Origin of the sequence: Paraglaciecola sp. 2405UD69-4 (assembly GCF_047525415.1) — a bacterium.
GTDB lineage: Bacteria > Pseudomonadota > Gammaproteobacteria > Enterobacterales > Alteromonadaceae > Paraglaciecola.
The window spans coordinates 298,302-310,408 of sequence record NZ_JBLIXM010000002.1 but is presented as its reverse complement, the minus strand read 5'-3'; the positions used below and the strand labels follow the sequence as shown (position 1 = coordinate 310,408).

Genomic DNA, 12,107 nt, shown 5'->3' with positions numbered 1-12,107 from the left:
GACTTTTGGTCGTTTATGCATACAGAACATTTAATTCATTATGTTGTTTTACCCATTTACTTCATGGATGAAAACTTAGTTATTATCACATTAAACAGGTAATACTGGCAAGAAATTAAAATACTAGACAACTATTAATAAAATTCAGTTAGAATACCGCTGATATGGCAGACCAATTATTCGAAAAAGTTCAATTTATAACCGTCGATCCTGACCTTGAAGGGCAAAGGATAGATAACTATTTGCGTACTTTATTAAAAGGAGTACCTAAGAGCCTCATTTATCGTATTTTACGTAAAGGGGAGGTTCGAGTTAATAAGAAAAGAGTGAAGCCTGAATATAAGCTTTGCGCTCACGACGAGTTACGTATTCCACCCATCAGAGTCTCAGAGCCTACAGCTTTGCCTTCTACCAAATTAGACAAAGTCTCAAGCCTAGAGGCGAGCATTCTTTATGAAGATGATTGGATTATTGTTTTAAATAAACCTTCTGGTACAGCGGTGCATGGCGGAAGTGGCTTAAGTTTTGGTGTAATTGAAGGGTTAAGAGCATTAAGACCGCAGCAAAAATTTTTAGAGTTAGTACATAGATTAGATAGAGATACCTCTGGTTGCTTGTTAGTCGCTAAACGTCGTTCTGCTTTGAAAAATTTGCACGAACAACTTAGAGATAGAAAAGTAGACAAGCGTTATCAAGCTTTAGTGGCAGGTGAGTGGCCGGCAAATCGTTTTAAAGTAAAAGCGCCTTTATTAAAGAATACATTAAAGTCTGGTGAGCGTATGGTTTTGGTTAGTGACGAAGGCAAACCTTCTGAAACCCGCTACCGAATTTTAGAATTGTTTAACCAAGCAACATTAGTTGAAGCATCTCCAATTACTGGAAGAACCCATCAAATTCGCGTTCATTGCTTACATGCTGGTCATCCAATAGCGTGTGACGATCGCTATGGTGATGCAGATTTTGAATCAAGAACAAAAAGTCTTGGATTAAACCGATTATTTTTACATGCTCATTCTTTAGCCTTTATACATCCAAATACCGCAGAGAGAGTCAGTTTTAAGGCCCCATTGGAACTACAGTTAACAAATGTACTTAAAAGGTTAAGAAGTGAAGTATAAGGCAATTGTTTTTGATTGGGATGGCACCTTAATGGATTCCATTTCTAAAATTGTAGATAGTATGCAAACAAGTGCTAGTCATTTTGGGTTACCAGTACCTAGTTTTGATGAAGCTAAAAATGTCATTGGTATTAGCTTGTTGCCTGCACTTAAAAAGCTTTTTTCTATAGATGATCATGACGAAGCTGTAAAACTCATGCTTATTTATAAAGAGCATTTCAAAAATCATACTCAAATATGTAGCCCTATGTTCGAAGGAGCAGTTGAGTTATTAGAAGAATTAAAGGCTAGGGGGCATCTATTGGCAGTTGCAACTGGTAAAGCAAGGCAAGGATTGGAACATAATCTTTTACATTCTAATACTGGTCATTTATTTACTACCTCAAAAACGGCAGATGACGCAAGCAGCAAGCCGTCTCCTGATATGCTTAAACAGATTTTATCGGAATTAGACTTACAGCCATCAGATGTATTAATGGTTGGTGATACTAGTTATGATATGCAAATGGCAGAGACAATTGGAATGGATCGAATCGCTGTCAGCTTTGGTGTTCATAATCATGAGACATTAATGAAGCATAACCCCATCGCTATCATTGACTCTTTACCTGAGCTAACCCAATTTGTTTAAGTAGGTATTTCCATATAGTCAAATATATCGATAGACATTTTCTCAAACAGTTCAATTAGACGAATTAATGGTAATCCAATAAGACTGTTTGGATCTGTACCTTCAAGGGAACTAAACAATGCAATGCCCAGCCCTTCACTTTTAAAACTGCCTGCACAGTCGAAAGGTTTTTCAATATTTAAGTAGGTATCAATTTGGTGCTCGCTGAGTTTTCTAAATGACACCTGATAAACATCAACTAAGGTTTCTAGCTGATTTTTGCTGGGGCATACAAGACACAATCCAGTGTAAAATTGCACAGTTTGTCCACTTGCCTTGAGCAACTGTTGTTTTGCATGGTGAAAATCACCAGGTTTACCAAGAATAGTGCCGTTTATACTTGCTAGTTGGTCAGAACCAATTATGTAAGTGTTGGGCTCTTTGATCTTATTGGCAATTGCACAAGCTTTTTGTTGTGCTAGCCGTTTTACTTGGGTTTCTATGGTTTCACCTTCATATAGAGATTCATCAATGTCAGGCGCCATAGCAGTAAATGGAATGCTTAATTTTTTTAAAATTGATTGTCTGTAGGTAGAGCTTGAGGCAAGAACAAATTTCATTAGTTGGTAAAAACTTAAATAGTAATAAAATATCCCTTTATGATAACGAGTATCTAGCCGCTAAGCTCGAGATAATTTCTGTAATATTTTCTTTGACTAATAAGGTTTGAATCTATAATATGCGCGCGCTATGCAGAAAGTGAAATTACCTAAGCAATTAGATCCAGTCAAGAGTGCTAATAAACGTTCCGATTATCGGGGAGTTATTTTAGCATCTGACATGCCAAGATTGCTTGGGATGGTTGCTGATGTTGCCAGTGAAATTGATGTAGAAATTAAGTTTGCAAAAGACGCGCAGGGTCTTACTTATTTTCAAGGTCAAATGGCATGCTTAACATCACTATGCTGTGAAAGATGTAATGAAGTCTTTGAACATCCAATGGATGTATCTTTTTGTTTCAGTCCTGTGCAGGGTTCTGAAGAAGAAGCAGAAGATGAGTTACCGGATGTTTACGAACCGGTAGAGGTCAATGACCACGGAGAAATCAATTTATTTCAAACTCTTGAAGACGAACTGATTTTATCTTTGCCAATTGTAGCCCTTCATGCAGAGGAGGATTGCAAGCAAAAGCGAGACGAAATGAGTTTCGGAAAAATTGAACCGGCCGATGAACGTCCAAACCCGTTCGCGGTTTTGAAAGAACTTAAGCGAGACTAGGAGTAAAATAATGGCTGTACAGAAGAGTAAAAAAGCTCGTTCAAAGCGTGGTATGCGTCGTTCACATGATGCACTTAGTACTGCAACTTTGTCTGTAGATTCAACGTCGGGTGAGACACATGTTCGTCATCACGTGACTGCTGATGGTTACTACAAAGGCAAAAAAGTTTTATCTCTTTAATTTATTAAAGTAGTAGAACATTGAGCCATCTAACCATAGCGTTAGATATGATGGGGGGCGATCACGGCCCCCATATTATTTTTCCTGCGGTTTCAAAAGCACTGCAAGAAACGCCTACCTTAAATATTATATTATGTGGTCCACAGGCTTTAATGCTTGAATGGCTAGATAAACAATTACCTGAAATCCAAAAACGTATTCAAATATCTAATTGCTCTCAAGAAGTATTAATGAGCGATTCACCTTCCCATGCGTTGCGACACAAAAAAGATTCTTCGATGCGCAGAGCATTAGAACTTGTTCAAGATGAGCAAGCAGATGCCTGTGTTAGTGCAGGGAATACAGGTGCGTTATTAACTATGGCATTTTATGTTCTCAAAACCCTGCCAGGGGTTGATAGACCAGCATTAGTGTCTCAAATACCCACAAAAAATAATGGGAAAGTGTATCTTTTAGATTTGGGCGCTAACATCAACTGTGATTCCGAGGTCTTGTTTCAATATGCCGTTATGGGATCAGTGTTAGCTGAACAAATGAGTAATATTAAGCAACCTAGAGTTGCCTTGTTGAATGTTGGTGTAGAAGAAATAAAAGGAAACGACCAAGTTAAACAAACAGCTAGGTTACTTATAGATTCTAAGAGTTTAAATTATATTGGCTATGTTGAAGGTCATGGCATTTTTTCAAATGATGCTGATGTTATTGTGACAGACGGCTTTGTTGGGAATATTGCTTTAAAGTCATGGGAAGGCCTATCTAAATTTCTTTTTGAAGAAATTAAAAGAGTGTCACGACAGAATTGGTATTTCTCTTTATTGGCAAAGATTGCCGTGCCGATTTTTCATAGGTTGTATTTACGCATGAAACCCGACCAGTATAACGGTGCGAGTCTGGTAGGATTGCGCGGAATTGTGGTTAAGAGCCATGGGAATGCCTCGTCAGAGGCTTTTTTGTATGCTATTCGAAAGTCTATACAAGAGGCCCAGATGCAGGTACCGAAAAAAATAAAAGATAAAATAGAAGCGGCTTTAATGGAGCGTCACGAATAAATGAATTCCAGAATTATTGGTACGGGTAGTTACTACCCCAGCGAAGTAAGAACAAATGCAGACTTAGCAAATATGGTTGATACGTCTGACGAATGGATTACCGATCGTACCGGCATAAAAGAAAGACGCATTATTGGCCAGCATGAAACTGCTGCGACTATGGGGACCGAGGCAAGTAAAAAAGCATTAGAAGCCGCTGGTATTGACGCAAAATCATTAGATATGATTGTTTGTGCAACGACTTCAGGTCGCTATGCATTACCTAGTACCGCATGCGAAATTCAAAAAGCGCTAGATATAGATGGTATTCCGGCTTTTGATGTTGCTGCTGCTTGTGCAGGGTATTGCTATGCATTGAGTGTTGCTGACCAATATATAAAGTCTGGTATGGCCAAACGTATACTTGTAGTAGGGACCGATTGTTTAAGCCGCCTTATTAACCCAGAAGACCGTACTATGGTTATTTTGTTTGGTGATGCTGCTGGTGCAACTATTATTGAAGCAAGTGAAGAGCCTGGGATTTTATCCACTCATATTAATGCTGCTGGCTCATACGGTGATTTACTTACAGTTGGCAACCCCCAAAGAGGTGATGAACAATCTGTTCATGAAAACTGGGGAAGCATGAAGGGTAATGAAGTATTTAAAGTGGCTGTCACTAAACTAAGTGAAGTGGTAGAGCAAACTTTGGCTGCCAATAATATGCAAAAATCAGATTTAGATTGGTTAGTACCCCATCAAGCTAACTTCCGCATTATTAAAGCAACGGCTAAGAAGCTAGATATGTCGTTAGATCAAGTGGTACTTACCCTTGAAAAATATGGCAATACTTCAGCTGCCACTGTTCCTACCGCATTAGACACTGCGATTCGCGATGGCCGTATTAAAAGAGGGCAAAATTTGTTGTTAGAAGCCTTTGGAGGCGGATTTGCTTGGGCATCAGCCTTAGTTCGTTATTAATTTAATTATTTAGAGAAGTGTTTTATGAGTAAGCAAGCATGGGTTTTTCCAGGCCAAGGATCACAATTTTTAGGAATGTTGAGTGACTTAGCCTCCGAATTCCCAACTGTAGAAAATACATTTGCAGCCGCTAGTGAGGTTTTGCAATATGATTTATGGGATGTTGTAAATAACGATGAAGTTAAGCTAGGGCAAACACAGGTAACCCAACCAGCTTTATTAGCCGCCAGTTATGCGATATTTCAAGTGCTACAAGAAAATAATATGCCGTTACCAGCTTATATGGCAGGGCATAGCTTAGGGGAATATTCTGCCTTAGTGTGTGCCGGTGTAATTGATTTTAAAGATGCCATTAAATTAGTTGAAGCACGTGGACAATTCATGCAAGAAGCTGTTCCACAAGGCGTTGGTGCCATGTACGCAATAATTGGGTTAGAAGACGAAAAAGTCATAGCCAGCTGCGAGCAAGCACAAGCTGATTCTAATATGGTTGTTGCTGCGGTTAATTTTAACTCACCAGGGCAAGTTGTTATTGCAGGAAACAAAGAAGCCGCAGAGCGTGCAGCAGAGCTATGTAAAGAGCAGGGGGCTAAAAGAGCTTTACCTTTACCTGTTAGCGTACCTTCTCATTGTGCGTTGATGAAGCCGGCAGCAGATAAGTTATCAGCGTTATTAAATGATATACATTTCAATGCTCCTCAAATACCAGTTATCAATAATGTAGACGTTGAGATGGAGTCTGAACCAGAAGCAATTAAAAAAGCGCTAATTGCTCAGCTTTATAGTCCAGTAAGATGGACTGAAACAGTGAACCAATTACATGAATTGGGTGTCGATAACCTATGTGAAATCGGTCCAGGTAAAGTGCTTACAGGTTTAACTAAACGTATAAATAAGGCTTTAACATGTAAAGCCATAGGTTCTTTAGAGTCTGTATCAGACTTAAACTAGTCAAGTAGAGAGTATAAATGTCTAAATTAAATGGCAGCATTGCCTTAGTAACGGGCGCAAGCCGAGGTATTGGTCGGGCGATTGCAGAGCGTCTAGTGGCGGATGGTGCGGTAGTTATAGGAACTGCAACTTCTGAAAACGGCGCAAAAGCAATTGGTGAATATCTGCAATCAAATGGGACTGGTAAAGTATTAAATGTTGCTGATCCTGATTCTATGGCGAATCTATTAAAAGAAATTACAGAAGAATACGGCCCTGTAGATATCTTGGTAAATAATGCTGGAATTACCCGTGACAACCTTCTTATGCGTATGAAAGATGATGAGTGGCAAGGTATTATAGATACTAACCTAACTTCTATTTTCAAAATGTCAAAAGCAGTACTTCGCGGCATGATGAAAAAAAGAAAGGGTAGAATCGTAAATATTGGCTCAGTAGTAGGAACCACAGGTAATCCTGGCCAAGCTAACTATGCTGCGGCTAAAGCAGGTGTAATTGGGTTTAGTAAGTCTATGGCCCGTGAAGTTGCTTCTAGAGGCATAACAGTAAACGTAGTTGCACCTGGTTTTATTGATACAGATATGACTAAAGCTCTAACTGATGAACAAAAAGAGAATATCTTTAAAGATATCCCTGCCAATCGTTTAGGTGATCCTAAAGAGATTGCTGCAGCGGTTGGTTTTTTAGTCAGTGATGAAGCCGCTTATATCACTGGTGAAACAATTCATGTAAATGGTGGCATGTACATGGGTTAACGATTGTCGCACATGTGGTATTATGTGCAGACAGTAATAACGAATATTTATTTAACCGTGAGTGGTTGGACCAGATAAAAAGTTGAGTGACTTACTTGCAAGGCCTCGATTTGCTGAATACACTACTCGCAAATTTATATCTAGGTACTTTAAAGGATAACTAGAATTATGAGTAACATCGAAGAACGCGTAAAAAAAATCATTATCGAACAATTAGGTGTAAAAGAAGAGGAAGTTAAATCTGAAGCTTCTTTCGTTGATGATTTAGGTGCGGATTCATTAGACACTGTTGAATTAGTTATGGCTCTTGAAGAAGAATTTGATACTGAAATTCCTGACGAAGAAGCTGAAAAAATCACAACTGTTCAATCTGCTATTGATTACGTTAACGCTAATAAAGACGCGTAAGTTATTTAAAAGCGGCCCTATCTGGGCCGTTTCTTTTTCAATTTGTATTTCCATGTTTATAGTCGGAGGCCTTAGTGTCTAAACGTCGCGTAGTAGTGACTGGACTTGGCATGCTTTCCCCCGTTGGCAATGATGTTGATTCTTCTTGGAAAAATATCCTTGCGGGAAAAAGTGGCATTGCTCCAATTACCTCTTTTGATTGTTCAGCTTTTACAACTCAATTTGCCGGTGAAGTAAAAGATTTTGATGTTGAACAATACATTCCAAAGAAAGAATGTAAAAAAATGGATAAGTTTATCCAGTTTGGTATTGCAGCAGGTAAACAAGCATTAGCTAGTTCTGGTCTTCGAGTTACTCCTGAAAACGCATCACGAATAGGTGTTGCGATAGGCTCAGGTATTGGTGGTTTAGGATTAATCGAAGATAACCACAGCAAAATGCTTAGTTCTGGACCTCGAAAGATATCTCCATTTTTTGTTCCTTCTACTATTACCAATATGATATCGGGATTTTTCTCTATATTTGAAGGATTAAAAGGCCCTAACCTGAATGTTGTAACTGCCTGTACTACAGGCGTACATAATATTGGTATCGCTGCTCGTACTATTGCCTATGGTGATGCTGATGTGATGATTGCCGGCGGCGCTGAATCTACAATTTGCCCACTTGGGATTGGTGGTTTTGCTGCAGCTCGAGCATTATCTACACGTAATGATGATCCTGAGTCAGCGAGTCGTCCGTGGGATAAAGACAGAGATGGCTTTGTTATGGGTGAAGGAGCGGGTGTCGTTGTACTTGAAGATTACGATATGGCTATTGCTCGTGGAGCAACTATTTATGCGGAGCTGGTTGGCTTTGGAATGAGTGGTGATGCCTATCATATGACGTCACCTCCTGCTGATGGTGAAGGAGCTGCCGCAGCAATGGTAAGTGCAATCAATGACGCAAAAATTGATGCTAGTGAAGTGGGGTATATTAATGCTCACGGTACATCAACACCAGCAGGAGACGTTGCAGAAGTTGCTGCGATAAAATCTGTATTCGCTGAAGATGCCAAAAAGCTAATGGTAAGCTCAACTAAATCTATGACTGGACATTTACTGGGAGCAGCTGGTGCGGTTGAAGCTATATTTACAATTCTAGCTTTACGCGATCAAGTAGCGCCACCCACAACAAACTTAGATAACCCTGGTGATGGCTGCGATTTAGATTTTGTTGCCAATCAAGCCAAGCCAAAAGAAATGGACTATGCACTGTGTAATTCATTTGGTTTTGGCGGGACAAATGGTTCTTTATTATTTAAAAAGTTTACTGACTAGTAAAACTTAAATTTGATTGAAGAAGGCAAAATCACCTTCTTCAATCAAGCAAACCTTCTGTTACTGAAGTATTATCGTATTTACTCATTCTGAAGGGCTTAAGTTAATTTAAATGATAGTTAATGGTCATAGACAATCAAATATCTCCCTAAGCGATCGCGGTTTACAGTACGGCGATGGTTGCTTTACAACTATGGCCTACGAACATGGCAAGGTGGAGTTATTTGATGCCCACATTCAACGCCTAAAGCAAGCTTGTAAACGTTTATCCATACTTTTCAAAGACTGGGCATTTCTCAATCAATGTATTTTAGAGTCTTTGCATGATAAGCAAAGCTGTGTTTTAAAAGTTATTATAACGCGAGGCTCAGGTGGCAGGGGGTATAGCCCACTTGGTGCTAATGCCCCCACATTTATTATTTCTCATCACCCAATTCCTAACCATTACACAAATTGGCAACGCGAAGGCATTACTGTTGGCCTGAGTGATATTGCTTTGAGTAGGCAACCTTTATTGGCAGGGATAAAACACTTAAACCGCCTAGAGCAAGTCTTAATTAAAAAGTCATGCGCTGATACTTCTTATGACGATGTAATTGTTCGGGATACAGAATCCAATGTTATTGAGACATCAATAGGCAATGTATTTTGGTATGAAAATGGCAGCTGGTTTACACCAGACCTTAATCAATCAGGGGTTGAAGGGGTTATGCGTAACTATGTGATGGCCAAAATTAAAGAGTTTGGATTAAACTTAAACGTTATAGAAGCCCCCATAGATGCCTTGTGTGACGCTAAAGCTGCATTTATTTGTAACTCTTTAATGAAAGTCGTCCCTTTAAAAAGTTTAGAAGATGAAAATACTTTTGGGCTTAAATCCTTTCAACTTTCTCCCGTTCATGAAATACAATCTTACTTGAACGACATTCCTGGGGTGTTTAATGGGTAAGTTTGTAAAGAGTTTATTATTCTTATTTATCCTAGTGGGGCTCCTCGTGGCTTGGGTAATGGCATACTTTAATCAGCAAGTTTATGATCCTTTAAATATTAGTAGCGACACTGTCTTTCGAGTTGATAATGGTCATTCGGCAAAGGGCATTTTAAACCGTCTTAAGGCCAAAGGGATCCTCAAAGAAAATTTGGGATTAAAAATTCGTCTTAAAATAGAGCCTGAATTGGCACAAATCAAGGTAGGTACCTATCTATTAACCCCTTCGATGACAGGGTTAGATTTATTACAATTATTGGTGAGCGGCAAAGAAAAACAGTTTTCTGTGAGTTTAGTTGAAGGTTTGAGGCTGAGAGACTGGCTTCTTACATTGAAAAGTCATCCTAATCTAACAAGTAATGCTAATTTGCAAGGCTCTTTGCGTACTCTTGGAGAAAGCCTCCCCGGCGGCTCATTAGAGGGGTGGCTGTTACCTGATACTTATCACTTTGTAGACCAGACCGATATTTTCGAAGTCATACTTAGAGCAAATGAAAGTATGGTAAGTTATTTACAAAGTGCTTGGGAAAATAGGGCGATTGATTTGCCTTATGATACTCCATATCAAGGCTTAATTATGGCATCGATCATAGAGAAAGAAACTGGGGTAGCAGAAGAAAGGCCTAGGATTGCAGGTGTTTTTGTAAATCGTTTACGGTTAAATATGCGATTACAAACAGACCCAACAGTTATTTACGGAATGGGTGATAATTTTGATGGAAACATCAGAAGAAAAGACTTAAGAACCCCAACACCATATAATACTTATGTTATTAAAGGTCTTCCTCCCACCCCAATTGCAATGCCAAGTAAACTTGCCATTGATGCTGCGTTTCACCCAATAGCAACAGAAGAGCTATATTTTGTGTCTAAAGGTGATGGAAGTCATAAATTTTCAGCGACACTACAAGAACACAACACTGCGGTGCGTAAATACCAATTAAAGAAATAAGGTTGAATAAGAATTGCAAACATTGGGCAAGTTTATTGTTATTGAGGGCTTAGAAGGTGCAGGAAAAAGTACTGCCGTAAGCATAGTGTCTGAGCTTATTAAAAATGCGGGTCACTCTTTGGTTAATACTAGAGAGCCAGGTGGAACACCTATGGCTGAAGCAATCAGAGAATGTGTTAAGGGTAATTGGCCAACCGAAAAAGTTACAATTGAAGCTGAGTTGCTACTGATGTATGCCGCGAGAGCTCAATTAGTTCAAAACATAATATTACCCAATTTAGAGCAAGGAAACTGGGTCTTAGGGGATAGGCACGATATGTCCTCTCAGGCATATCAAGGTGGAGGGAGGCAAATTGACATAGAAATGATAGAAGCTCTTCGTACAATCACTTTGAAGGATTTTAGGCCCGATTTCACTTTGTATCTAGATGTCGATCCTGAAGAAGGACTAAATAGGGCTCGGGGGCGTGGGGAGCTTGATAGGATTGAACAAGAACATCTAAGCTTTTTCGAAAGAACCCGGGCGCGGTATTTAGCCTTGGCTAATGAAGATAAGAATTGTGTGATCATTAATACAATGCAAAGTATAGAAGGCGTGCATCAAGACATACAATCTGCCATTACCCAGTATATGGAGCAGTAAATGTATCCTTGGTTGCAAGCTGTATTCACACAGTTAAGCTTAAGAATTCAGAATAACAAATTACACCATGCATTACTGCTGCAAGGTGGAGATGGTATTGGTAAGGATGTATTTGCACTATCATTGGCAAAATTACTTTTATGTCAAAATAGGCAAGGGGACAATATTTGTGGCCAGTGTCAATCTTGCAAGCTAAATGCTTCAGAAACCCACCCAGATTTATATAAGATTGAGTCTGAAAAACAGATTGGTGTTGATTTAATAAGAGAAGCCATAAAAAATTTAGCGGACACTGCCCATATGTCTGGGGCAAAGGTGTTAATTATATATGGTGCTGATTCAATGACAGAATCAAGTGCAAATGCACTGCTTAAAACCTTAGAAGAGCCCACAAATAACACTTTTATTTTACTGATTACTGAAAAGCCAGAAAGGATATTACCAACAATAATTAGCCGCTGTGAGAAGCAGGTATTGCCTTCTCCTAGCTTACAAGAAACCTTCAACTGGGTACAAAGTCAATACTCTGGTGTGCTAGATGAAAATTTTGCTTTGTTATTTACAGGTAGACCGTTAACGCTCTTAGATGAGCTACAGCAAGAACAAAGTTTTAGCTACCAAGATTTTATAGCTGGCATACAAGGTGTTATATCGGGCGGGGTGAACCCAATTCAACTAGCTGCAGATTGGCAAAGCCATATCGACAAAGCCATTAAATGGTCACAAGTTTGGGTTAAACAATCTTATATGGCTACACCGCAAGATGACTTGTGGGATGTGAATTTACGGTGCGCTGATGCGTTGAAGAAAATTAAGAACCCTGGTGTTAATAAAACCTTAGTTTTAGCAGAGCTACTAACTAGCTTTAACACATTAACACTCCATTAAATCACTT

General features: G+C 39.2%; 15 protein-coding genes. 14 read left to right on the top strand and 1 reads right to left on the bottom strand.

All coding sequences use genetic code 11. The annotated features are described in order from the left end of the window. Nucleotides 1-164 precede the first annotated feature (164 nt). Both rluC and ACMUMK_RS07945 read left to right on the top strand, forming a co-directional pair. Nucleotides 165-1,118, top strand: coding sequence for a 23S rRNA pseudouridine(955/2504/2580) synthase RluC (gene rluC, locus ACMUMK_RS07950; protein WP_414700597.1), 954 nt, complete (start codon nt 165-167; stop codon nt 1,116-1,118). After that, nucleotides 1,108-1,749, top strand: a complete 642-nt coding sequence (locus ACMUMK_RS07945) for an HAD family hydrolase (protein ID WP_414700596.1) — start codon at nt 1,108-1,110, stop codon at nt 1,747-1,749. Before rluC ends, ACMUMK_RS07945 begins: the two co-directional genes overlap by 11 nt. On the opposite strand, the gene ACMUMK_RS07940 is transcribed toward ACMUMK_RS07945, so the two are convergent. Further along, complete coding sequence (locus tag ACMUMK_RS07940) at nt 1,746-2,348, bottom strand: Maf family protein (protein ID WP_414700595.1); 603 nt, start codon at nt 2,346-2,348, stop codon at nt 1,746-1,748. The two genes, ACMUMK_RS07945 and ACMUMK_RS07940, sit on opposite strands and share 4 nt — an antisense overlap. A gap of 130 nt (nt 2,349-2,478) precedes the next feature. Between ACMUMK_RS07940 and yceD the strand changes: the two genes are divergently transcribed. The 12 genes from yceD to holB all read left to right on the top strand — a co-directional run bounded on the left by yceD (nt 2,479) and on the right by holB (nt 12,100). Continuing rightward, complete coding sequence (gene yceD, locus ACMUMK_RS07935; RefSeq protein WP_414700594.1) at nt 2,479-3,006, top strand: 23S rRNA accumulation protein YceD; 528 nt, start codon at nt 2,479-2,481, stop codon at nt 3,004-3,006. 10 nt (nt 3,007-3,016) lie between these two features. After that, nucleotides 3,017-3,187 (top strand): 50S ribosomal protein L32, encoded by a 171-nt coding sequence (gene rpmF / locus ACMUMK_RS07930; RefSeq protein WP_414700593.1) that lies wholly within the window; start codon nt 3,017-3,019, stop codon nt 3,185-3,187. Between the two features lie 20 nt (nt 3,188-3,207). Next, on the top strand, nt 3,208-4,236 hold the full coding sequence (plsX, locus tag ACMUMK_RS07925; protein WP_414700592.1) for a phosphate acyltransferase PlsX: 1,029 nt from the start codon (nt 3,208-3,210) through the stop codon (nt 4,234-4,236). Then, nucleotides 4,237-5,196, top strand: a complete 960-nt coding sequence (locus ACMUMK_RS07920) for a beta-ketoacyl-ACP synthase III (protein ID WP_414700591.1) — start codon at nt 4,237-4,239, stop codon at nt 5,194-5,196. A gap of 24 nt (nt 5,197-5,220) precedes the next feature. After that, nucleotides 5,221-6,147: an ACP S-malonyltransferase gene (gene fabD, locus ACMUMK_RS07915; protein WP_414700590.1), complete on the top strand. Its 927-nt coding sequence runs from the start codon at nt 5,221-5,223 to the stop codon at nt 6,145-6,147. A 17-nt stretch (nt 6,148-6,164) separates the two neighbouring features. Further along, the gene (fabG, locus tag ACMUMK_RS07910; protein ID WP_414700589.1) at nt 6,165-6,902 is read left to right on the top strand and encodes a 3-oxoacyl-ACP reductase FabG; all 738 of its coding nucleotides are present in this window, start codon (nt 6,165-6,167) and stop codon (nt 6,900-6,902) included. A gap of 168 nt (nt 6,903-7,070) precedes the next feature. Further along, nucleotides 7,071-7,310 (top strand): acyl carrier protein, encoded by a 240-nt coding sequence (gene acpP / locus ACMUMK_RS07905; protein WP_133471608.1) that lies wholly within the window; start codon nt 7,071-7,073, stop codon nt 7,308-7,310. A 74-nt stretch (nt 7,311-7,384) separates the two neighbouring features. Beyond that, the gene (fabF, locus tag ACMUMK_RS07900) at nt 7,385-8,629 is read left to right on the top strand and encodes a beta-ketoacyl-ACP synthase II (protein ID WP_414700588.1); all 1,245 of its coding nucleotides are present in this window, start codon (nt 7,385-7,387) and stop codon (nt 8,627-8,629) included. A gap of 112 nt (nt 8,630-8,741) precedes the next feature. Continuing rightward, the gene (gene pabC / locus ACMUMK_RS07895) at nt 8,742-9,578 is read left to right on the top strand and encodes an aminodeoxychorismate lyase (RefSeq protein WP_414700587.1); all 837 of its coding nucleotides are present in this window, start codon (nt 8,742-8,744) and stop codon (nt 9,576-9,578) included. Continuing rightward, on the top strand, nt 9,571-10,569 hold the full coding sequence (mltG, locus tag ACMUMK_RS07890; protein WP_414700586.1) for an endolytic transglycosylase MltG: 999 nt from the start codon (nt 9,571-9,573) through the stop codon (nt 10,567-10,569). Before pabC ends, mltG begins: the two co-directional genes overlap by 8 nt. A gap of 13 nt (nt 10,570-10,582) precedes the next feature. Then, on the top strand, nt 10,583-11,212 hold the full coding sequence (tmk, locus tag ACMUMK_RS07885) for a dTMP kinase (protein WP_414700585.1): 630 nt from the start codon (nt 10,583-10,585) through the stop codon (nt 11,210-11,212). Beyond that, nucleotides 11,213-12,100 (top strand): DNA polymerase III subunit delta', encoded by an 888-nt coding sequence (gene holB / locus ACMUMK_RS07880; RefSeq protein ID WP_414700584.1) that lies wholly within the window; start codon nt 11,213-11,215, stop codon nt 12,098-12,100. Nucleotides 12,101-12,107: the final 7 nt, after the last annotated feature.

Excerpts from the sequence above, each read along its gene's own strand:
- rluC (WP_414700597.1), top strand. The coding sequence starts at position 165 with ATGGCAGACCAATTATTCGAAAAAGTTCAATTTATAACCGTCGATCCT.
- ACMUMK_RS07940 (WP_414700595.1), bottom strand. The coding sequence starts at position 2,348 with ATGAAATTTGTTCTTGCCTCAAGCTCTACCTACAGACAATCAATTTTA.
- yceD (WP_414700594.1), top strand. The coding sequence starts at position 2,479 with ATGCAGAAAGTGAAATTACCTAAGCAATTAGATCCAGTCAAGAGTGCT.
- rpmF (WP_414700593.1), top strand. The coding sequence starts at position 3,017 with ATGGCTGTACAGAAGAGTAAAAAAGCTCGTTCAAAGCGTGGTATGCGT.
- ACMUMK_RS07920 (WP_414700591.1), top strand. The coding sequence starts at position 4,237 with ATGAATTCCAGAATTATTGGTACGGGTAGTTACTACCCCAGCGAAGTA.
- fabD (WP_414700590.1), top strand. The coding sequence starts at position 5,221 with ATGAGTAAGCAAGCATGGGTTTTTCCAGGCCAAGGATCACAATTTTTA.
- fabG (WP_414700589.1), top strand. The coding sequence starts at position 6,165 with ATGTCTAAATTAAATGGCAGCATTGCCTTAGTAACGGGCGCAAGCCGA.
- acpP (WP_133471608.1), top strand. The coding sequence starts at position 7,071 with ATGAGTAACATCGAAGAACGCGTAAAAAAAATCATTATCGAACAATTA.
- pabC (WP_414700587.1), top strand. The coding sequence starts at position 8,742 with ATGATAGTTAATGGTCATAGACAATCAAATATCTCCCTAAGCGATCGC.
- mltG (WP_414700586.1), top strand. The coding sequence starts at position 9,571 with ATGGGTAAGTTTGTAAAGAGTTTATTATTCTTATTTATCCTAGTGGGG.
- holB (WP_414700584.1), top strand. The coding sequence starts at position 11,213 with ATGTATCCTTGGTTGCAAGCTGTATTCACACAGTTAAGCTTAAGAATT.